Source organism: Janthinobacterium sp. SUN176 (assembly GCF_030587335.1).
Taxonomy (GTDB): Bacteria; Pseudomonadota; Gammaproteobacteria; order Burkholderiales; family Burkholderiaceae_D; genus Janthinobacterium; species Janthinobacterium kumbetense.
The window spans coordinates 4,066,585-4,087,510 of the sequence record NZ_JAPWIA010000001.1 but is presented as its reverse complement, the minus strand read 5'-3'; the positions used below and the strand labels follow the sequence as shown (position 1 = coordinate 4,087,510).

Genomic DNA, 20,926 nt, shown 5'->3' with positions numbered 1-20,926 from the left:
TTCCGTTATCAAGGGCAGAGGCAAGGTAAAGTGGTCAGGGCGTCTCGGGCGATGCCGCCGGCTGGTACAGGGCGGCGGGCAGGCCAAAGAAGGATGGCGGGCCCAGGGTCGTGCCATCGAGCGAGCCGCCCGCATTCAATCCCTTGTTGATGGCCGACAGCAAGGAGCTGCGGTTGGCCAGGTTTTGTATCAACGCGCGCGGGCCGTTGTGGAAGGTGTGCTGGGCGATATCCGCGGCGACGACAAAGATCGGTTCGCGGCGCATGGGGAACTCCACCCATTCGCCGTCCTCGTCCTGGGCGCAGAACGTATGGGGCAGGGTCATGTTTTCGGCGCCGGGAAGGTGCGACGCCAGCACCAGGCCGAAGGCTTCCGGCACCACGTCGGCCAGGCGGCGCACGGTGAGATCGTCCTGCACCAGTAACCGTACTTGCGCTTCCACCTCGTCTTCGGCGTCGGGCTGGGCGCCGAGAATTTTCACGGCCTGATAGATCAGGTCGGACGAGAGTGCTTCCATCAAATCTTCCATCAAATCATCTCCAGGATCATGGCGACGATTTCGTCGCCGTACGAGGCCAGTTTTTTCTCGCCCACGCCGCTCACGCCGCGCATCTGCTCGAGCGAGGTGGGCTTGGCCTTGGCGATTTCGCGCAGGGTGGCGTCGACAAAAATCACGTAGGCCGGCACGTTGTGTGTGCGTGCCGTCTCCACGCGCCACCAGCGCAGCTTGTCGAAAATCGCCTGCTCGCTGGTGGACAGATCCGTCTCGACATAGCCCTTCGCCACGCTGGTGCTGCGCTTGCTGGTTTTCACCGGCTTCTGGTACTGGCGCAGCTGCACTTTCTGGCCGCCCTTGAGCACGGGGCGCGAGGCATCCGTCAGTTTCAGCGAGCTGTATTGTTCATGGTCGACCGAGACGAGGCCCAGCGCGATGGCCTGGCGCAGAATCGATTTCCATTCCGCTTCGCCCAGGTCCGAGCCGATGCCGAAGACGGACAGCGAGTCGTGGTGCCAGGTCTTGATGCGCTCCGATTCCACGCCGCGCAGCACGTCGATCACGTGGCCGCCGGCGAAGCGCTGGTCGACGCGGTAGATGGCCGACAGCAGTTTTTGCACGGGCACGGTGCCGTCGAACGAGATTGGCGGCACTAGGCAGGTGTCGCAATTGCCGCACGGCGAAGCCGGTTCGCCGAAGTATTCGAGCAATCGCATGCGGCGGCAGCTGAGCGTTTCGCACAGGCCCAGCATGGCGTCGAGTTTGACGCCCAGCACGCGCTTGAAGGTGTCGTCCGCCTCCGATTCGTCGATCATGCGCCGCTGCAGCACCACGTCCTGCAAGCCGTACGCCATCCACGCGTTGGCGGCCATGCCGTCGCGGCCCGCGCGCCCCGTTTCCTGGTAATAGCCCTCGATGCTTTTCGGTAGATCCAGGTGGGCGACGAAACGCACGTCGGGCTTGTCGATGCCCATGCCGAAGGCGATGGTGGCGACCATGACGATGTTTTCTTCGCGCAGGAAGCGCGCCTGGTTGGCGCTGCGCTTCGCGTACTCCATGCCGGCGTGATAGGGCAGGGCGCGGATGCCGCTCTGGTTCAGAAATTCCGCCGTCTCCTCGACTTTTTTACGCGACAGGCAGTAGACGATGCCGCAGTCGCCCGCGTGTTCCGTGTTGATGAAGTCGAGCAGCTGCTTGCGGCCATTTGCCTTTTCCACGATCTGGTAGCGGATGTTCGGGCGGTCGAAGGACGAGACGAACTGGCGCGCGTCTTCCAGCTGCAGGCGCAGGGCGATTTCGGCGCGCGTCTGCGGGTCGGCCGTGGCCGTGAGCGCGATGCGCGGCACGTCCGGGAACTGCTCGTGCAGCACCGACAGCTTGATGTATTCGGGACGGAAGTCATGGCCCCACTGGGCCACGCAGTGCGCCTCGTCGATGGCGAACAGGGAGATCTTCGAGGCCTGGAACAGGTCCAGGCAACGCTGCGTCATCAGGCGTTCTGGCGCCACGTAGACGACGTCGATGCCGCCCGTGCGCACCAGGCGCTCGATGCGGCTCGCTTCTTCGTAGGTTTGCGTGGAATTGAGGAAGGCGGCGCGCACGCCGACTTCCTCCAGCGCGTCCACCTGGTCCTGCATCAGCGCGATCAATGGCGAGACGACGACGCCGACGCCGTCGCGCAGCAGGGCGGGAATCTGGTAGCACAGCGATTTGCCGCCGCCCGTGGGCATCAGCACCAGCGCGTCGCCGCCATGGCTGACGTGGTCGACGATGTCGGCTTGCTGGCCGCGGAAGGCCGGGTAGCCGAAAACCGTTTGCAGCAGGTGCAGCGCGCGCTGGTTAATATCTTGATTCATAGTGCCTTATTCTGCCCAAACAACCCAGCCGTAGTGGGCGCTGGCCAACACCAGCAAGCCGAACACGATGCGGTACCAGGCAAAAAACGTGAAGTCGTGCGAGCTGATGTAGCGCAGCAGCCAGCGCACGCACAGGAAGGCGGAAATGAAGGCGGCCACGGTGCCCAGGCCGAACAGGGGCACGTCGGTGGCCGACAGGATGTCGCGCGCTTTGTACAGCGAGTAGAAGGTGGCCGCGAACAAGGTCGGGATGGCCAGGAAGAACGAGAATTCGGTGGCTGTCTTGCGCGACAGGCCCAGCAGCATGCCGCCGATGATGGTCGAGCCGGAACGGCTGGTGCCCGGAATCAGCGCGAATGCCTGCGCGCAGCCCACCTTCAGGGCGTCGAACGGCGTCATTTCATCGACCGAGTTGACGCGCACGGTGACGGGGTTGGTGCGCGCGCGGCGCTCCACCAGCAAGATGATGATGCCGCCGATGATGAAGGCCATGGCGACCGGTACTGGCTTGAATAGCGCATGCTTGATCATCTTGCCGATGGCCAGGCCGATGACGGCCAGCGGAATGAAGGCGATGGCCACGTTCAGCACAAATTTGCGCGACTTGACTTCGGTGCTGAAGGTGGACAGCACGCTGCCGATGCGCTGGCGGTATTCCCAGCACACGGCCAGGATGGCACCGGCCTGGATGGCGATCTCGAAGACGTCCATGACTTCTTTCGAGACATCCTTGGTAAAGTCGAGCAGACTGCCGGCCAGGATCAGATGCCCCGTGGACGAAATCGGCAAGAATTCGGTAAAACCTTCGACCAGCCCCATGATGATGGCTTTTAACGCAAGAATGAGATCCATAGATGTATAAAAGGGTATAAGTACGGGTATAAGTGACAGGATGGGATGACCGCGTGGCGCCAGCAATGTGCGCGGGGTCGAAGCTTACCATGCCGCAGGCCCGCGGACCTTATTTGGGCGCAGTTGGGCGGCGCTTTTTTAGCGCCGTCCGCCAGGCAGGAGGAAGGATCAGGATACTTGTTTTGCCTGCGCCACCAGGCGCGCGCTGGCCGCCACCAGCAGCAGGGCGGCGCCCAGCATGGCAAAGGCGATATTCAGGCTGGTGGCGTGGGCGACGAAGCCGATCACGGCCGGGCCGGCCAGGATGCCCGCGTAGCCGATGGTGGTGATGGCCGCCACGGCCAGGCTGGCCGGCATGGCATGCTGGTTGCCTGCCGCCGTAAACAGGATGGGCACGATATTTGCCGCGCCCAGGCCGATCAGCACGAAGCCAAGCATGGCCAGGCTGGCGTGCGGCGCCAGCACGGCCAGGAAAAAGCCCGCCGCTGCGCACAAGCCGCCAAAAGTGAGCACACGCTTGCCGCCAAAACGGCTGACCACCTTGTCGCCGGTGAAACGGCCCACCGTCATGGCGATGGCGAAGGCGGCGTAGCCGAGGCCGCCCTTGGCTTCTTCCACGCCGCGCGTGGTGGTGAGGAACAGGGCGCTCCAGTCGAGGATGGCGCCTTCGGCCAGGAAAACGATAAAGCACAACAGGCCAATGAAAATGACGGCGCCATGCGGCATGACGAACAGCGGCGTCTTTTCGCCGGAGGCGGACGCCGTCGGCAGCAGATGGCCTTGCGCCGCGCCCAGGACGCCGCACAGCAGCAGCATCACCACCACGCAGGACCAGGCCGGCGTCAGGCCCAGCCACAACAGCAGGGCCATGCAGGCCGCACCGGCGAAGCCGCCCACGCTGAACAGCGCATGAAAGCCCGACATCATGGCGCCGCCGTTGGCTTTTTCGATGATCACGGCCTGGATATTGATGGCCACGTCAAACGTGCCCATGGCCGCGCCGAACACCAGCAGCACTAGGCCCAGTTGCAGCGGCGTGGCGGCCAGCGCCAGGCCGGGCAGGATGGCGGTCAGCAGCAGGCCGGCGCCGACGATGACCTTGCGGCAGCCGAAGCGTGCCGTGAGCATGCCCGTAAACGGCATCGCGCACAGCGAGCCAGCGCCCAGGCACAGCAGCAAAATGCCGAGGGTGGCTTCATCGAGGCCCAGGCGCGACTTGGCGTAGGGAACCAAGGGCGCCCAGGCGGCCATGCCGAGGCCGGCGGCGAAGAAGACCAGGCGCGTGGCGCGTTGTTGCAGGGTGCCGGTGAGATGCATGGGGGAGCTTTTCAAAGTCGGGGTGGATAAAATCAGGCGCGGGCGCGCAACACTTGTACGCCCAGCCGTTCAAAGGCGGCCACGTGGGCAGCGTCGGCATCGGCTTCCAGCACCAGGTGCTGCAGCAAGCCCGTGGCCAGTACGCCAAAGGGTGCGGCGGTGCCCAGCTTGTCGCTGGTGACGGCCACGACCACCGCCTTGCTGGCGCCGGCGATGCTGCGCTTGAATTCCGCCTCGTCGTAATTGAACGCTGTCACGCCCGCGTCCGCATCGGCGCCGCAAGCGCCGAGGAAGCACAGGTCGGGATGCATGCGCTCGACGGTGCGCAGCGCCTGCGGCCCCAGGCTGGCGCCGGCGCGACGGTCGACCCTGCCGCCAGCCATGATCAGTTCGATTTCCGGGCGTTCCATCAGGGTCATGGCAATGGCTGGCGCGTTGGTGATGACAGTGAGCGCTAACTCTGGCAAGGCGCTGGCGATGGCGAGATTGGTCGAGCCCGCATCGAGAAACAGCACCTGGCCCGCGCGCAGGAGGGAGACGGCGGCCTGCGCCAGGCGCGCCTTGCGTTCCGGCGCTTCCTGCTTGCGCTGGCTCAAGGTGCCGCCGTCCGGCGCCAGCGGCAGGGCGCCACCATACACGCGCTGGCACAGGCCGGCCGCCGCCATCTCGCGCAGATCGCGCCGTATCGTATCTTCGGATACGTCGAGCTGGCGCGCCAGGTCCAGCGCTAGCACGCGACCGTCGGCATGCAATTGTTGCTGGATCAGCGCGTGGCGTTGTTTGAGGAGCAGGGTGGAGGACATGGTGAACCTATAAACGTGCAAGAATGTGCATGAATATACGCAAACGTGCAAACAGAGTCAAGCGTACGCAGGTTTCCATCAAATATTGCCGAAAAGATATAAGTTCTGTTAGTGTTGTAAAAAATGGAATGAAATAAGGGAAGCCATGTTTTCAAGTACCTCTTTCAAGGCAAGCTTGCCGGGCCGCGCCCTGCGCCGCAGTGGATGGTTGATCCTGGGCATGATGATCGTGTTGAATGCGCTGCATTGGATGCGTCATGGCACGCTGGGCTGGAGCGATGCACGCGACTCCGTGTGTCTGCTGCTGATCTATCTGGGGATTGCCACCTTGCTGGAATACAAGCGGCAGCGCGACGCCGAGGAAGCGGAAGACGCGCGTTAAGCGCGACGCAAGCAGGGACGCCGTGCGCGTCGCCGCTCAGGGTGCCGTCAGCCGTTCCAGCTCGGCCAGCCAGTGCACCGCGTGTTCGCGGCTGTCGCCGCACATCTCCGCGGATGGCTGCAAGCCGCCGCAAAACGCGGGCCGTTCCGGCTGGCCAAAGATCTTGCAACGGTTGTCATCGGCCAGCTGCACGCAGCGCACGCCCGCCGGTTTTCCCTTCGGCATGCCGGGAATCGGGCTGGTGATGGACGGTGCGGTGCAGCAGGCGCCGCACGAGGGACGGCATGCCAGGGGGGCAGATGGTGACATGGGAGTTCAGACGAGCGGGTGAGGAGCCGACAGTATAGCAAGCCGGCTCCCATGTGTTGCCCGGGCGCGTTCAGCGCACGATGCTGACGCGCTTGCCCGATAAAGTGCGGCGGGCCGGATCGCCATGCACGGTGATGCGGCCGGAACCGCTGGCGCGGGCGTTGACTTCATTCTGGACGCTGACGTCGATGTCGCCGGAGCCGTTGCTCGCCAGATAGGCAACGTCGCTGCGCAGCGACGCCAGGTTGACATCGCCCGAGCCATTCACGTTGGCGTCGAGGCGCTGCACGGCGCCGTTGGCGCTGATGCTGCCCGAGCCGTTGACGGCCACGTTGATGCGTTCGCCGTGCACGCTGCCCAGCTGGATGCTGCCCGAGCCGTTCTGCACCGCGTCCGTGTTGCCGCTGGCGAGGGCCGCCGCGTTGATGCTGCCCGAGCCATTGTTGGCCACGTCGAAGCGTCCCGTCGTGCCCGACAATTCGCTCTTCATCGACCCGCGCTGTTCCAGGCTGAAATCGTCGCCATTCAGGCCGCTGACTACCAGGCGGCCCGAGCCGGAGATGTTGATCTTCCTCAATTGCGGCGTCGTATAGATGACGTGGATGCCATTGCTGCTGCGAATTTTCGTGTCGCTCCACAGGCGCAGCGTATTGCCGCTCACGTCGCTATGGATCAGCGGTTGCAAGTTGCTGTCCGCTTCGATCACCAGCGATGCCGTCGGGCCGACGCGCACGTCGATCTTGATGTCGATGCGCTTCATGTTGTCGATGTCGAGCGCGCTGATGGTGCTGACCTGGCGCACGTCGCGGCTCACTTGCCCATTGCCCTGGATGACATTGCTGCTGGAATCGGCATAGCGTACTTCGCCATCGTTGGGGTTGATGACGATGGCGCAACCGCCAAGGGCAACGGCACAGCACAGGGCCAGCAAGGTACGCATGGTGTTTCCTTTATGATTGTTTTAGTTCGGGACAAGAAAAGAGCCGGCTGCCGCGCCGCGGCTGCCGTGCTGTCGATGAGAAGATAGCAAAGCGGTGCGCTGGCTGGCAGGGAAATGCGACGAACTGCGTAAAACGCGGGGTGAACTGCAGGCGCGTGCGCCTGACGTGGTGCCGTCGGCCTTAAAAGCTGAGCAGGAAACAGGCGCCGGCGCCGACGGGCCGCGCATGGCGCAAGGTGCCGCCGTTGGCATGGGCCAGGTGGCGCACCAGCGCCAGGCCGATGCCGCGCCCCTGCTTCCTGGTCGAGAAAAATGGCATGAAGATGTGCGCGGCCAGCGTATCGGGCACGCCATGGCCATTGTCGCGCACTTCGATGCGCAGGCGCGCGCCCCGGCTCAGGCGGGCGCTGACCGTGACGCGCGGCGCAGCAATCCCCTGCGTGGCTTCGGCAGCGTTCTTGAGCAGATTGATCAGCGCCTGTTCCAGCTGGCCTGCATCGATCCGCACTTCCAGCGATGCCGGTTCGACGGAAAATTCCGCCCTGCCGCCGCGCGCCTGCCAGGTCGGCGCCAGCAGCGCTTCCAGGCGCTGGAACAGTTGTTCCAGGCGCACCGCTTCGGGTTGCGGCGCGGGCACGCTGGACAGGCTGCGGTAGCTGGCCACGAAGTCGGCCAGGCTGGCGGCGCGGCGGGCGATGGCGTCGAGCGCCGTCGCCAGGTCGGCATGGGTGTCGTGCGGCAGCAGGGGGCGCACGTCCGCCAGCAGGTCGCAGGCCGTGCGCGACAGCGAGGCGACGGGCGTCAGCGAATTCATGATTTCATGCGTCAGCACTTGCACCAGGTCGCGCCAGGCGTTGAGCGCCTCGGCTTCCAGTTCGCTCTCCACCGGCATCAGCGCGGCCAAGTGCTGCGGTGCGCCTTGCAAGGTCAGCGCCGCCACGGCCACCAGCGCCCGCTCCACGCCCCGCTCCGTGTCAAAACTGAGCAGGCGGCGCTGGCCGGGCGGCTGCGCCGCCAGCAGTTGCTGCCACCGTTGCGGTTCGCTCGCATGTCCGGGCGCCAGCTGGCGCCGTGCGCTTGCATTGAGGGGCGTTACCTTGCGTTCCTCGGCGTCGTTCCGGATGCGGAACAGGGCGATGGGCGCGTGCTCGAGACAGGCTTCGAGCGCCCTCAGCGATTCTTCATCGGGCGTAGGCGACGGCGCCGCCGTCATTGCCGTTGCCATCGTCGACTCCTGGCGTGACAGGCGCGGCGCGAGGCGTGTCAGGCAGCGGGACAGCAGCCACGCCGGCGCTATCGACAGCAGCAGGCACAATACACTCAGGCGCGGCGACGCCAGCGCGACAAAATACCCGGCGCCGCCGGCCAGCGCCAGCATGGCGACGATGCTGGCGCTGGCCGTCGTCTTGAGGCTGCGCTCAGATGCCATGTTTGTTCAGCTTGCGGTACAGGGCGGCGCGGCTGATGCCCAGCGCCTTGGCCGCATGGCTGATATTGCCGTCGACCTGCTCCAGCGTGCGGTGGATGGCGTCGCGTTCCAGCGCGCCCAGCGTCTGGCGTGCGTGGGCGGGCGCCGTTGGCGCCTGGCCGGCGCCGTCGAACAGGCCGAAATCGCCGCGCGTGTAGTGCGCTTCGTTCCCCAGGATGACGGCCCGTTCGCAGGCATGGCGCAGCGCGCGCACATTGCCAGGCCAGTCATGCTGCTGCAGGTAGTCGAGCGCCTCCGCCGCGGGCGCGCGCGCAGGGCGCTGGTACTGGCTTTCGTAGTGCGCCAGGTAGTGCCGCAGCAGCATGGCGATATCCTCGCGGCGCGCCCGCAGCGGCGGCACGCGCAGCACGATGGTATTGAGGCGGAACAGCAGGTCGGGCCGGAACACGGCCGGATCGAACAGCCGCGCTTCATCGACATTGGTGGCGCTGAGGATGCGCACGTCGATCGCTTCCGGACGGTCGGCGCCGAGCGGCGTCACTTCGCGCCGTTCCAGCGCCGTCAACAGCTTCGCTTGCGCCGCCAGCGGCAGGTTGCCGATTTCATCGAGAAAGAGCGAGCCGCCGCGCGCCGCCTGGAAGCGTCCTGCGCGTTCATGCCTGGCGTCGGTGAACGCGCCCTTGCGGTGGCCGAACAATTCGCTTTCGAAGGTTGTCTCCGGCACGGCGCCCATGTCCACCGGCAGCAGGGGACCGGCGGCGCGGCGCGAGGCCTGGTGCAGCGCGCGCGCCACCAGTTCCTTGCCGACGCCGTTTTCACCGAGCACCATCACGTTTGCCTCGGTGGGGCCGACGCTGGCGACCATCGCGCGCAGCGCGCGCATGGCCGGGGAGTCGCCCATCAGGTCCGGCGCGGCCGTGCCTGGCGATGCCATGCCGGCGCGGCGCGCCAGCGCCTGTTCCACGGCGGCGGCCAGGCGCGCGTTGTCCCAGGGCTTGGTGATGAAATCGCCGGCACCGCGCTGCAGCGCCGCCACGGCCAGCGGCACGTCGGCATACGCCGTCATGGCGATCACGCAAGGCGGCCGTGGCAGCGCGCGCAGCAGGTCGAGCAAGGCCAGGCCTTGTGCGCCATCGGTCTGGCCGGGCTGGAAATTGAGGTCGAGCAGCACCACGTCGGGCACTGCCCGGGCCAGCAGCGCGGGCAGCCCTGCCGGGTCGCACAGCGTATCGACCTGGCCGTCGCGGTAGCGCCGCCGCAGCAGCAGCTGTGCGGCGCAGGCGACATCGATATCGTCGTCGAGGATCAGGACGTGGGCTGCGGTGTGGGCCATGGAGAGCATAGTGAGCGTCGGTCGGTGGCGCATTCTAGCAGCCGCGCAGGGGGCGTGGCGGCTGCTCTGGGCATGTCCGTTTGCCGGCGCTGTGCGCTTGCGAACAGCCGCTGTCCGGAAATGGACACTGCGGGACACCGCGCCGCGCCGCCCGTGCCGGCGCACGGTTGCGTGGCGCAAGTCCGCGTGGCGCCTGCCGCTGGCACGCTGCTTGCTGATGCAGGGACAAGACCAGTGCGAAAGACGTGAAAATAAGTATGCATGCTCCCCGATCTTCGATCCCCCCTTTGCCGGCCAGCGGCGCCGCCATGGATACGCGCGTGCCGCGCAGCCGGCGCAAGCTGGTCGCCGCCGGCCTGGCGGGCGTGTTGCTGCTGGCCGCGCTTGCCGCCACGGGGTGGTGGGCCATGCCGCGCGGCTTGCAGGTGCCTGCCGCTGAATTGCGCATCGGTATCGCAGAGCGCGGCATTTTTCTCGATGAAGTGGTGGTGCGCGCCAGCGCCGAGCCGCTGCATTCCGTGCTCCTCGATTCGGTCGAGTCGGGCCGCATCGACGAGGTGCTTGCCGGTGACGGCGCGCTGGTCAGGAAGGGCCAGCTGCTGTTCCGCATCTCCAATCCGCAGCGCAACCTGGAACTGTTGGCCCGCAAGGCCGAACATGCGCAGCAGATTTTCAACTTGTCCAACTTGCGCGTGGCGCAGCAGGCCAGCGCCAGCGAGCACCAGCGCCGCCTGGACGACCTGGCGTTCGCGCTGCAGCAGGGCGGCAAGCAGCATGCGCGCCATGTCAGGCTGGCGGCGCAGGGCTTCATTTCCAGCGTGGCGCTGGAGGAGTCGGCCGACAGCCTGCTGCAGCAGCAGCGCGCGCTGGCGCAGGAACAGCAGGCGGCGCAGGCCGAGGCGCGGGTGCGCCGCGATGCGGCCGCCCAGCTTGAGGCGTCCATCGCGGGCCTCAGTTCGGGCCTGCTGCTGGTCGGCGCCACGGTCGATGCCCTGGCCGTGCGCGCGCCGTCCGCCGGCCGGCTGACGGATTTCCGGCTGCAGGTGGGCGAGTCGATTGCGACGGGCAAGAATGTGGGCCGCATCGACGACCCAGTGCGCTACAAGCTGTCGGCCAGGGTGGACGAGTTTTACCTGAACCGCATGGCGGCGGGACGGCAAGCCAGCATCGTCCAGGATGGCCGCGCTTATGCGCTGAGCGTGCAGACGATTTATCCGCAGATCAAGGAGGGCCGCTTCACGGTGGAACTGGTGTTCACGCACGGCCAGCCGCCCGTGCTCAATCCGGGACAAAGCCTCGATGCGCAGATCACCCTGGGCGAGCCGGCCGCCGCGCTGCTGCTGCCGAACGGCGCTTTCGTCAACGACAGCGGCGGCGCCTGGGTCTACGTGCTCGATGCGTCCGGCGGCCAGGCGCAGCGGCGCGCGGTGCGTATCGGCCGGCGCAACAACAGCCAGCTCGAAGTGCTGCAAGGGCTGCAGGCAGGCGAACGCGTGATCCTGTCCGCCTACGCCGCCTATGGAAATTCCCCCAGATTGCACATAAGCCGGTAAATTCCCTCTCATCTTCCATAAAGGTTCCACCCATGCTCAAACTAGTCGGCGTCAGCAAGCTGCATCAGTCAGGCGATATCCAGACCAAGGCCCTGGACCGCATCGACCTCGAAATCGAGGCGGGCGAATATGTGGCCATCACGGGCCCGTCGGGCTGCGGCAAATCGACCCTGCTGGGTCTGCTGGGCTTGCTCGATATTCCCAGCCAGGGCGAATACTGGTTCGAGGGCCAGAACGTGGCAGGCTGGAGCGAGGCGAAGCTCAATGTGCTGCGCCGCGGGCGCATCGGCTTCATCTTCCAGAGCTTCAACCTGATCGAGGAACTGAGCGTGTTCGAGAACGTGGAGCTGGCGCTCGAATACAACGGCACGCCGGCACGCGAACGGCGCCAGCGCGTGGCCGCCATGCTCGACAAGCTGGGCGTGGCCCACCGCGCGGGACACCGGCCGTCGCAGCTGTCCGGCGGCCAGCAGCAGCGCGTGGCGATCGCGCGCGCGCTGGTGGCCGGGCCGGCCGTCTTGCTGGCCGATGAACCGACGGGCAACCTCGATACGGCGCACGGCAATGAAGTCATGCGCCTGCTGCGCAGCATCAATGCGGAGGGCACGACGGTGGTGATGGTGACCCACTCGCCCGACCATGCGGCGCAGGCGTCGCGCACCCTGCATTTGCTGGACGGCCGCGTCGTGGTCGACGCCTTGCAAGCCGCATGAAGGCGGCCGATTTCCGCATCGGCTGGCGCCTGCTGGCGCAGCAGCGTGGCGCCTCGGCGGCCGTCATCCTGGGCCTGGCGGTGGGTTTCGCGGCCTGCTTTCTGCTGCTGGGCTTTGTCGGCTACAGCCTGGGCTACGATAGCCACGTACCGCAGCGCGAGCGCGTGCAGCTGGTCAAGCAGCGCATCAATCTGTTCATCCGCCCCGAGTGGCAGAACTACGCCTATCTGTCGCTGCGCGACGTGGCGCAGCGCAGCGGTGCGGTGGAGATGGCGAGCATCGTCAGGCAACTGGCTTTGCCCGTGCAGCGCGGCGAGCGCCCGTATGCACTGAACGTGCAAGCGGTCGATGCGGATTTTGCCAGCCTGTTCGGCGTGACGGCGCTGCAGGGCGACTTGCGGTCCACGCTGGCGCAGCCCGATGCCGTGGCGCTGACGCAGACGGCGGCGCGCAAGCTGTTTGCCGACGGGCCCGCGCTGGGCCAGTTGCTGCGGGTCGGCGGCGTCACGCTGCAGGTGCGCGCCATCCTGCCCGACCATCAGCGCAACACCACCGTGCCGTATGAAGTGCTGGTGGGTACGCTCAGCAGCGCCTGGCCGGCGGCGCAGCGCGAGGCCGCTTTTTCCGGCACGGGGCGCGGCGCCATTTACCTGCGGATGCGCCCCGGCGCAGACCCCGATGCGCTGGCGGCGCTGCTGCAGCGGGCCGTCAACGATTCGCCGCAAGACCGGCAGGTGCGCGGCGCCTCGATGGGTCGCGCACTCGAGGGGCGCAACGTCACCGACATCGCGCTGCTGCCGCTGGCGCAGGCTTACTTCGATGCGGACCTGTACAACAGCCGCGCGGCGGCGCGGCATGGGCAGCGCGCCAGCGTGGCGGGACTGGCCGTGCTGGCGCTGCTGATACTGGCCCTGGCCGTCATCAATTACGTCAACCTTGCCACCGTGCGCACCTTGCGCCGCCAGCGGGAAATCGGCGTGCGCAAGCTGCTCGGCGCCAGTGCGGGGCGCCTGGTGCGGCAGTTCCTGGCCGAGTCGGTGCTCACAGCGCTGCTGGCGGCCGCCGCCGGTTTGCTGCTGGCCTGGCTGGCGCTGCCGCTCTTCGCCGAGCTGGTCCAGCGGCCGCTGGACGATATGTTCACTGCCTGGCGCTGCGCCGGCGCCTTGCTGTCCGGCGTGCTCACGGGCTTGTGCGCGGGCGCCTATCCCGCCTGGTGCGCGCTGCGCGTGCGGCCCGGTCCCGCGCTGGCTGGCCGCGGCAACAGCGAAACGGTGGCTGGCCTGTGGCTGCGCCGCGTGCTGACGGTATTGCAGTTCGGCGCCGCCATGGCGCTGTGCGCCGCGACCCTGGCCGTCGGCTGGCAAGCCTGGTATGGCAGCCATGCCTCGCCGGGCTTTGCGCCGGATGGCTTGCTGGTGCTGGACTTGCCGCCCGGGAGCGAGGACAGTCCGCAGGCGCGCGCCTTCGAAGAGGCGCTGGCGCGCCTGCCCGGCATTGCCGGCGTGGCGGGCATCCTGGAAGCGGTCGGGCGCGATGGCAGCAAGGTCGTCGGCAGCGTCAGGACGCGCGGCGGGCGCGACGTGCGCCTCGAATACAAACCCATGACGCCGGGCTGGTTCGACCTGCACCGCATCGTGCCTCTGCACGGGCGATTGTTCGACGCGGCGCGGGACAGGGTCGGCAGCCAGGTGGTGGTGCTCAATGCGGCGGCGGCGCTGGCGCTGGGCTACCCCACGCCGCAGGCCGCCGTGGGGCAGGCGATGCCGGACGGGCAGGTGATCATTGGCATTGCGCCGCCGATCCGCTTCCAGGACATGCGTCAGGCGGCCCAGCCGATGCTGTTCGATTTGCGCCCTGGCGGCACGCTGTCCTTGCGCAGCGCGGACGCCGTGGCAGTGGCCCATGCGCGCATCGAACCGCTGTGGCGGCGCTATTTTCCGGAGCGGATGCTGGAGCTGCGCACGGCGCAAAGCCTGCTGACGGGGATGTATGCCGAAGATCTGCGCCTGGCGCGCATGCTCGGCCTGGCCAGCCTGATCGCCCTGCTGCTTGCCGCCTTCGGCATCTATGTGCTGTCGGCCTACAGCGTGCAGCGCCGCAGCCGTGAAATTGTGCTGCGCAAGTTGCATGGCGCCGGCCGCGCCGCCATCGCGCGCCTGGTGGGACGCGAGTTCATGCTGCTGCTTGCCGCCGGCGCCGTATTGGGCCTGCCGCTGGCGGCCCTGGGCATCGCGCACTACCTGGCCGGCTTTGTCGAGCGCGCGCCGCTGGGCGCCTGGCCCCTGGCGGCGGCATTGCTGCTGGCCCTGCTGGTGGCCCTGCTGGCCACCGTGCGGCACACCTGGTCGGCCATGCGCATGGCGCCGGCGCTGGCCTTGCGCGCTGACTGATACTTCAAGGGATAGCATGATGTCTGCACGAGATTTTCGCATCGGCTGGCGCTTGCTGGCGCAGCAACCGGCGTATTCCGCCGCCGCGCTGGGCGGGCTGGCGACGGGTTTTGCACTGTGCCTGTTGCTGCTTTGCCTGGTCCGCTATTCCTTCAGCTTCGATGCCGCCGTGCCGCAAGCCGAGCGCGTCTATGTGCTGAAGCACCGGCTCAACTTCATTCCGCAGCCGCAGTGGCTGGAATACACGCCATTTGCCCTGCGCGACGTGGCGCTGCGCAGCGGTTTCCCCTTGCAAGCGAGCGTGTTCTGGCCGCGCAAGGCGACCTTCGAGCAGGATGGTCGTCAGCAGGAACTCGAGATCACGGCCGTCGATCCCGCTTTTGCCGCCATCTTCCAGCCGCGCGTGCTGGCCGGCGACCTGTCGGCGGCGCTGAGCCGGCCCGATGGTCTGGCCGTGACGGAGTCGATGGCGCGCCGCCTGTTCGGCCACGCCGACGTGCCGGAGCGCGTGCTGGGGCGCGATATCGCGCTGGACCGGCAACGTCTGCGCGTGCGCGCCGTGCTGGCCGATCCGCCGCTGGCCAGCACGGTGTCCTATGCGCTGCTGGCGGGGACGGGCAGCGTGCTGTGGCCGGCGCCCCAGCGCGACGCGGCGCTGGCCAACTGGATGGGCATCGCCGGCAAGATTTATGTCAAGGCGGGAGCGGGCGTGAGCGCCGAAGCCTTGCGCGGCGCGCTGCAGACTGCCACTGACCAGGGGCCATGGAACAGCCTCGTGCCGCCGCAGCAGCGCGCCGCGCTGGGCGAGCGCAAGCCCGTCGAAATCGCGCTGGGGCCCCTGCGCGACGCCTATTTCGACACCACGGTGGCCAACACCATCGGCAGCGGTCCGCGCGCCGACCGGCGGCTGGTGCTGGGACTGGGCGCCGTCGGCCTGCTGATCCTGCTGCTGGCCGTGTCCAACTACATCAGCCTGGCGGCCGTGCGCACCTTGCAGCGCCAGCGTGAAATCGCCGTGCGGCGCGTGCTGGGCGCTTCCTCGGGGCAGTTGCTGGCCCAGTTCCTGGCCGAATCGCTGTTGCTGTCGCTGGGGGCCACGGCGCTGGGCGTGCTGCTGGCCTGGTTGCTGCTACCCCTGTTCGCCGCGCTTGTGGCGCGGCCGCTGGATGACATCTTTGCACCGCTGCCGCTGGTGCTGTGCGTGCTGGCCGGCACGGCGGCGGGCGCCTATCCGGGTTGGCTGGCCTGTCGTGTCGACATGCGCCAGGCGCTGGCGCAGCGTAGCGGCGACACCCGCGGCAGCGCCGGCCTGCGCCGCGTGCTGACGGTGTCGCAGCTGGCCCTGGCGATGGGCCTGGGCAGCGTGGCGCTGGCGGTAGCCTGGCAGACGCGCTATGCCAGCGAGGCTGCGCGCGGCTTCGATGCGGCGCCGCTGCTGGTGCTGGAATTGCCGAAGGGGCAGGATATGCGCCAGCCGGCCAGCGTGGCCTTCCGCGACGCCGTGCTGCGCCTGCCCGGCGTGGCGGCGGTGGCGGACAGCCGCGACGTGCCTGGCCGCGACGGGGGCGGCGGCACGCGTTCCAGCGATATCGTGCAGCGCGGCGACGGCGGCAGCATCTCGCTGGAGATCCGTGAAGTCAGCGCCAGCTTTTTCGACGCGTACGGGGTGGCCGCGCTGGCGGGGCGCGCGTTCGATCCCGCCATCGAGCGTGCGCCGGAGGCGAGCGCCGTCGTCATCAACATGGCGGCTGTGCGCGCGCTGGGCATGGCCACGGCGCAGCAGGCGCCGGGACGCTGGCTCAATGGCCAGGCCTTGCAGATCGTCGGCGTCGTGCCGGACATCCGCTGGCAAAGCTTGCGCGAGCCGCTGCTGCCCGTGATGTACCGACTCGACCCTGCCAATGCGATGCTGACCGTGCGCCTGGCGGCGGGGGAGGACGGCGCCAGCGTGACGGAAGCCGTCGCCCCGCTGTGGCAGCGCTATTTTCCGGGGCAAGTGTATGCGCCCAAGCCGCTGACGGCATATGCCGCCAGCGCCTATGCCGACGATCGCCGCATGGCCAGCCTGCTGGCCTGGGCCAGCGCCGCCATCTTCGTGCTGGCGGCCTTTGGCGTATATGTGCTGGTGGCGCACAATGTGCAGCGGCGCGCGCGCGAGATCGTGTTGCGCAAGCTGCATGGCGCCGGGCGCCTGGCCATCGGGACGCTGGTGGTGCGCGAGTTCCTGTGGCTGCTCGCCATCGCCGGCGTGGCAGCCTTGCCGCCGGCCGCGTTGGCGATCGCGCGCTACCTGGCGGCCTTCAGCGCGCATCCGCCCATCGGTGCCTGGCCCCTGGCGCTGGCGCTGCTGGCGGCCGCGTTCGTGGTGGCCCTGGCGACTGCGCGCCACGCCTGGCTGGCCATGCGCATGGCGCCGGCGCAAGCCTTGCGCGATTGAGACGGGCTTGCCGCTTGGTGTCAGCGTCGGACGCTCCCAGCCGATGGGCGCCATGCCACAGCGACGCGTTACAATGGCGAGCGTGCGGATCGGCCAGCCGGCGAGGTGCGGCTGCCTATATGTATACGCATCAGTGTACTTCTGCGCCCTTTTCGTGCGATCAGGATGGGTCTGGCAACCGGCGCTTGACCTTGACGGTAGACCGGTCTACCATTAATGACTCAAAAGTAAGTTACTTGGAAAGACACATGCAAGCCCCGATTGATACCAAGCCCCGCTGGGAGCGGCGCAAGGATGCCCGCCCGCAGGAATTGCTCGCCGCCGCCCTCGACCTGTTTGTCGAACGGGGCTTCGCATCGACGCGCCTGGAGGATGTGGCCAAGCGGGCCGGCGTGTCGAAAGGCACCCTGTACCTGTACTTTGAGAACAAGCAAGAGCTGTTCAAGGCCGTGGTGCGCGACAATATCGTGCATTCCATCGGCGAGGCGGAAGACAGCATGGCCGCCTCGGACAGCACCAGCGCCGAGTTGTTACGCAGCATGATGATGCAATGGTGGGAAGAATTCGGCGCCACCAAGCTGGCCGGTTTGACCAAGCTGATGTTGGCCGAAGCGAACAATTTCCCGGAACTGGCGCAGTTTTACAACGAAGAGGTGGTCACGCGCGGCAATGCGCTGATCGCCACCTTGCTGGAACGGGGCATGCAGCGCGGCGAATTCCGCCAGGTCGATCCCGTGCTGGTCAGCACCATCCTCAGCGCGCCCGTCACCATGCTGATGATGTGGACGCACTCCTTCCTGCCGTGCGAGGTCAAGAACATCGATCCCGTCGCCTACATGGATGCTTTTATCGATATGAGCTTGCGCAGCTTGCAGGTGGAGGCGCCCGGGAAAAGTTGATAAGCGGAGCTAGCCTCTACCGTTCAGTTGCCCCTTTTCCAAGGTTCGCCCCCCCAAATCTGCAGATCGTCGCAAATTTCCTCCATTCCCCGCCTTTATGGTTAACATGTGCTTTCAGCCAGTTCAACGATAAAATGGCGGATTATTACTTCACTTACCGAGTCCAAAGATGAATATCGAACAAGCCCGCTTCAATATGATCGAACAGCAGATCCGTCCATGGGACGTACTGGATATCGACGTATTGGAGCTGTTGAACGTGGTCAAGCGTGAAGATTTCGTGCCGGCCGCCTATAAGAACCTGGCCTTCGTCGATACCGAAATTCCACTGGGCGGTGGCGAATGCATGTTGACGCCGAAGCTGGAAGCGCGCATTTTGCAAGACGTAGCCGTCAAGAAGCATGAAAATGTGCTGGAAATCGGCACCGGCAGCGGCTATATGGCCGCGTTGCTGGCGCACAAGGCACGTCATGTGACGAGCGTGGAAATCGTTCCCCAATTGAAAACCCTGGCCGAGCAGACCCTGGCCGCCAACGGCGTGACGAATGTCACCGTGGAACTGGGCGACGGCGCCCAGGGCTGGAGCAAGGGCGCACCGTATGACGTGATCGTCGTGTCCGGCGCCCTGGCCGTGTTGCCGGAAGCACTGTTGCAACAAGTGAAAGTCGGCGGCCGCATCCTAGCCATCATCGGCGAAGCGCCGATCATGTCGGCGCACTTGATCACGCGCAGCTCGGACAAGGCCTACGACACGCGCAAGCTGTTTGAAACCAATGTCACGCCGCTGCAAGCCGTGGCACCGTCGCATTTCCAGTTCTGAGGCGACCGATTCGATGGAGCATTTGAGTGCACCGCAGCTGGCCGCCTGGCTGGCTGACCCTTCCCGCCCGCGCCCCTTGTTGCTGGACGTGCGGGAACAGTGGGAGTTCGACCTGTGCCACCTCGACGGTGCCACCCTGATGCAGATGAATTCGATTCCTGCGCGCATCGATGATCTCGATGAAGACGCCGAGATCGTCTGCATCTGCCATCACGGCATGCGCAGCATGCAAGTGGCAGCCTTCCTGGAGCGCAATGGTTTTGGCAAGATCAGTAATTTGACGGGCGGCGTGCATGCCTGGGCGCTGCAAGTCGACAGCGCGATGCCTAAATACTAAGTTATTTTGCAGTAGATGCACCCAGGCATGTTTTCCTGCATGCCTGCGGAGGCCTGTACCCCGCTCACCCGGCGGGCGCAAGGCAAGCGGTAGCAGATTTTTGATTCCATCAACTTTTGACGACTCCAACGGAGAAATGCAATGCGGAAACCCCTTATCGCCGTGCTGATGACCAGCGCCTTTGTCTCGATGACATACTCGCTGCAAGCGCAGGCGGCCGATCTCATCCAGGTGTACCAGCAGGCGCTGGCCAATGACGCGCAGTACGCCAGCGCGCGCGCGGCCCTGTCGGCCGGGATGGAGCGGGTTCCGCAGGGATTGGCAGGCTTGCTGCCGCAAATCTCCGCGTCGGGCAGCAATACGCGTGGCAATCAGGAACAGATCGCCCAGAACAATGGCGGCAACAAGATCACCTCGCCGTCCGTGAATGTGCGCACGAATGCCTACAATTTGACACTGGCGCAACCGCTGTTCCGCTGGGATCGCTGGGAAACCTATCAGCAAAGCAAGCTGGCGCAGGCGATTGCCGAAGCGCAATTTGCACAAGTGCAGCAAGACCTGATCACCCGCGTGGCGCAGGCGTATTTCGACGTGCTGAGCGCGCAGGACAACCTGGGCGCCACGCAGGCGCAAAAGGTCGCCACGACGGAGCAACTGGCATCGGCCAAGCGCAACTTCGAAGTCGGCACGCAAACGATTACCGATACGCACGAAGCGCAAGCGGCCTACGACCTGGTGGTGGCGCAGGAATTTGCCGCCATCAATGACCTGGCCAACAAGCGCAGCGCCTTGCAAACCATCATCGGCGAAGCGCCGACCACCCTGGCGCCGATGCGCACGGGTGTCGTCATCAGCGCGCCCGAGCCGGCTGCCGTCGAGCCGTGGGTGTCGTCCGCCGAAGAGCAGAACTATGGCGTCGTCACGGCCCAGTTCAATGTGGAATCGGCCAAGCGCGACATCGGCCGCAACCGCGCCGGCCACTACCCGACCGTGGACCTGATCGCCAACGCTGGCCATACCTATTCCTCGGGTGGCGGCAATGGCAACGGCAATAACAATAATGCCATCGGCGTGCAGTGGAGCATCCCGATCTTCAGCGGCTTTGCCGTCACCAGCAAGGTGCGCGAATCGATCGCGCTGGAAAACAAGGCCCGCAACGACCTGGAAACGGCACGCCGCACGGCCTCGCAAGGCGCGCGCCAGGCTTTCCTGGGCGTCAATAGCGGCCTGGCGCAAGTCAAGGCGCTGGAAGCGGCGGAAGTGTCGAGCAAATCGGCGCTGGAGTCGAACCAGCTCGGCTATCAAGTGGGCGTGCGCATCAATATCGACGTCTTGAATGCGCAGAAACAATTGTTCTCGACGCAAAAAGACCTGTCGAAAGCCCGCTACGACACCATCATGAACGGTTTGCGCCTGAAGGCGGCAGCCGGCACCCTGAAGGAAACGGACTTGATGCCCGTCAATGCCTTGCTGGACAAATAATCCAGTATTGCGCACGATCAAAACCAGCCCCGGCGACGGCGCTGGTTTTTTTTCGTCTTGCCGTGTTATCACACGGCGCGGCTGTTGGCCACTTGCGTCAGGATCACGCCCGCCACCACCAAGGCCGCACCGGCCCAGTGCAGCGGAGAAATATGCTTCACGGCAAAGCCCAGCAAGCCGTAGCGGTCGATGGCCAGCGCGGCCAGCATTTGCCCGCCGATGACGGCCGCCATGAAGGGACCGGATCCCATGCGCGGCGCCAGCATCAGCGCGGCCGTAATATAAAACACGCCGGCCGCGCCGCCCAGCCAGGACCAGCCCGGTCCGCGCATGGCGAGCTGGACATCGGGCGCCGGCACCCGCCAGAGCAGCATCACGAGCGACGCGAGCACGGCGCTGACGGCCAGCGAGGCGAGGGTGGCCCACAGCGGGTGGCCCAGGTTGCGGCCCAGCGCGGCATTCGCGCCCGCCTGGAAGGGAACGACGGCGCCGGCCAGCATGGCCAGCGGGGCAAATACGGTGATCCATCCATGCATGGGCGACTCCATCTTTGTTGAGTTGATGCGATCATCGTATTA

General features: G+C 66.3%; 19 protein-coding genes. 9 read left to right on the top strand and 10 right to left on the bottom strand.

All coding sequences use genetic code 11. The annotated features are described in order from the left end of the window. Window positions 1-34: 34 nt before the first annotated feature. From O3299_RS18470 to O3299_RS18450, 5 genes are all read right to left on the bottom strand, one after another. Entirely contained in the window at window positions 35-529 is a 495-nt protein-coding gene (locus O3299_RS18470; protein WP_305062884.1) for a hypothetical protein, read from the bottom strand. Beyond that, window positions 529-2,352 (bottom strand): DNA helicase RecQ, encoded by a 1,824-nt coding sequence (gene recQ / locus O3299_RS18465; protein ID WP_305054174.1) that lies wholly within the window; start codon window positions 2,350-2,352, stop codon window positions 529-531. Before recQ ends, O3299_RS18470 begins: the two co-directional genes overlap by 1 nt. Window positions 2,353-2,358: 6 nt before the next feature. Further along, window positions 2,359-3,204, bottom strand: a complete 846-nt coding sequence (locus O3299_RS18460) for an undecaprenyl-diphosphate phosphatase (RefSeq protein WP_099666310.1) — start codon at window positions 3,202-3,204, stop codon at window positions 2,359-2,361. Between the two features lie 168 nt (window positions 3,205-3,372). After that, window positions 3,373-4,521, bottom strand: coding sequence for an MFS transporter (locus O3299_RS18455; RefSeq protein WP_289900109.1), 1,149 nt, complete (start codon window positions 4,519-4,521; stop codon window positions 3,373-3,375). Between the two features lie 32 nt (window positions 4,522-4,553). Next, window positions 4,554-5,324 (bottom strand): DeoR/GlpR family DNA-binding transcription regulator, encoded by a 771-nt coding sequence (locus O3299_RS18450; RefSeq protein ID WP_305062883.1) that lies wholly within the window; start codon window positions 5,322-5,324, stop codon window positions 4,554-4,556. Window positions 5,325-5,469: 145 nt separating this feature from the next. Here O3299_RS18450 and O3299_RS18445 point away from each other — a divergent pair, with 145 nt between their 5' ends. Then, window positions 5,470-5,706 (top strand): hypothetical protein, encoded by a 237-nt coding sequence (locus O3299_RS18445; protein ID WP_077408729.1) that lies wholly within the window; start codon window positions 5,470-5,472, stop codon window positions 5,704-5,706. Between the two features lie 36 nt (window positions 5,707-5,742). Here the strand turns inward: O3299_RS18445 and O3299_RS18440 are convergent, their stop codons facing one another. From O3299_RS18440 to O3299_RS18425, 4 genes are all read right to left on the bottom strand, one after another. After that, window positions 5,743-6,015, bottom strand: a complete 273-nt coding sequence (locus O3299_RS18440) for a YkgJ family cysteine cluster protein (RefSeq protein ID WP_305062882.1) — start codon at window positions 6,013-6,015, stop codon at window positions 5,743-5,745. 70 nt (window positions 6,016-6,085) lie between these two features. Next, the gene (locus O3299_RS18435) at window positions 6,086-6,955 is read right to left on the bottom strand and encodes a head GIN domain-containing protein (RefSeq protein ID WP_305054171.1); all 870 of its coding nucleotides are present in this window, start codon (window positions 6,953-6,955) and stop codon (window positions 6,086-6,088) included. Window positions 6,956-7,136: 181 nt separating this feature from the next. Continuing rightward, window positions 7,137-8,384, bottom strand: a complete 1,248-nt coding sequence (locus O3299_RS18430) for a PAS domain-containing sensor histidine kinase (RefSeq protein WP_305062881.1) — start codon at window positions 8,382-8,384, stop codon at window positions 7,137-7,139. After that, entirely contained in the window at window positions 8,374-9,717 is a 1,344-nt protein-coding gene (locus O3299_RS18425; RefSeq protein ID WP_305062880.1) for a sigma-54 dependent transcriptional regulator, read from the bottom strand. Before O3299_RS18425 ends, O3299_RS18430 begins: the two co-directional genes overlap by 11 nt. 257 nt (window positions 9,718-9,974) lie before the next feature. Here O3299_RS18425 and O3299_RS18420 point away from each other — a divergent pair, with 257 nt between their 5' ends. The 8 genes from O3299_RS18420 (at window position 9,975) to O3299_RS18385 (ending at window position 20,348) form a co-directional block, all read left to right on the top strand. Continuing rightward, the gene (locus O3299_RS18420) at window positions 9,975-11,270 is read left to right on the top strand and encodes an efflux RND transporter periplasmic adaptor subunit (RefSeq protein ID WP_305062879.1); all 1,296 of its coding nucleotides are present in this window, start codon (window positions 9,975-9,977) and stop codon (window positions 11,268-11,270) included. Window positions 11,271-11,302: 32 nt separating this feature from the next. Continuing rightward, window positions 11,303-11,983: an ABC transporter ATP-binding protein gene (locus tag O3299_RS18415; protein WP_099666317.1), complete on the top strand. Its 681-nt coding sequence runs from the start codon at window positions 11,303-11,305 to the stop codon at window positions 11,981-11,983. Beyond that, the gene (locus tag O3299_RS18410; protein WP_305062878.1) at window positions 11,980-14,373 is read left to right on the top strand and encodes an ABC transporter permease; all 2,394 of its coding nucleotides are present in this window, start codon (window positions 11,980-11,982) and stop codon (window positions 14,371-14,373) included. The genes O3299_RS18415 and O3299_RS18410 overlap by 4 nt, the downstream gene beginning before the upstream one ends. Before the next feature lie 16 nt (window positions 14,374-14,389). Continuing rightward, window positions 14,390-16,810, top strand: a complete 2,421-nt coding sequence (locus O3299_RS18405) for an ABC transporter permease (RefSeq protein WP_305062877.1) — start codon at window positions 14,390-14,392, stop codon at window positions 16,808-16,810. Between the two features lie 248 nt (window positions 16,811-17,058). Continuing rightward, window positions 17,059-17,709, top strand: coding sequence for a TetR/AcrR family transcriptional regulator (locus tag O3299_RS18400; RefSeq protein WP_099666319.1), 651 nt, complete (start codon window positions 17,059-17,061; stop codon window positions 17,707-17,709). Window positions 17,710-17,878: 169 nt separating this feature from the next. Next, window positions 17,879-18,529 (top strand): protein-L-isoaspartate O-methyltransferase, encoded by a 651-nt coding sequence (locus O3299_RS18395; RefSeq protein WP_034788761.1) that lies wholly within the window; start codon window positions 17,879-17,881, stop codon window positions 18,527-18,529. Window positions 18,530-18,542: 13 nt separating this feature from the next. Further along, window positions 18,543-18,866 (top strand): rhodanese-like domain-containing protein, encoded by a 324-nt coding sequence (locus O3299_RS18390; protein ID WP_034745954.1) that lies wholly within the window; start codon window positions 18,543-18,545, stop codon window positions 18,864-18,866. 141 nt (window positions 18,867-19,007) lie between these two features. Then, window positions 19,008-20,348 (top strand): TolC family outer membrane protein, encoded by a 1,341-nt coding sequence (locus O3299_RS18385; RefSeq protein WP_099666320.1) that lies wholly within the window; start codon window positions 19,008-19,010, stop codon window positions 20,346-20,348. A 68-nt stretch (window positions 20,349-20,416) separates the two neighbouring features. Here the strand turns inward: O3299_RS18385 and O3299_RS18380 are convergent, their stop codons facing one another. Beyond that, window positions 20,417-20,884: a DMT family transporter gene (locus O3299_RS18380; RefSeq protein WP_305062876.1), complete on the bottom strand. Its 468-nt coding sequence runs from the start codon at window positions 20,882-20,884 to the stop codon at window positions 20,417-20,419. Window positions 20,885-20,926: the final 42 nt, after the last annotated feature.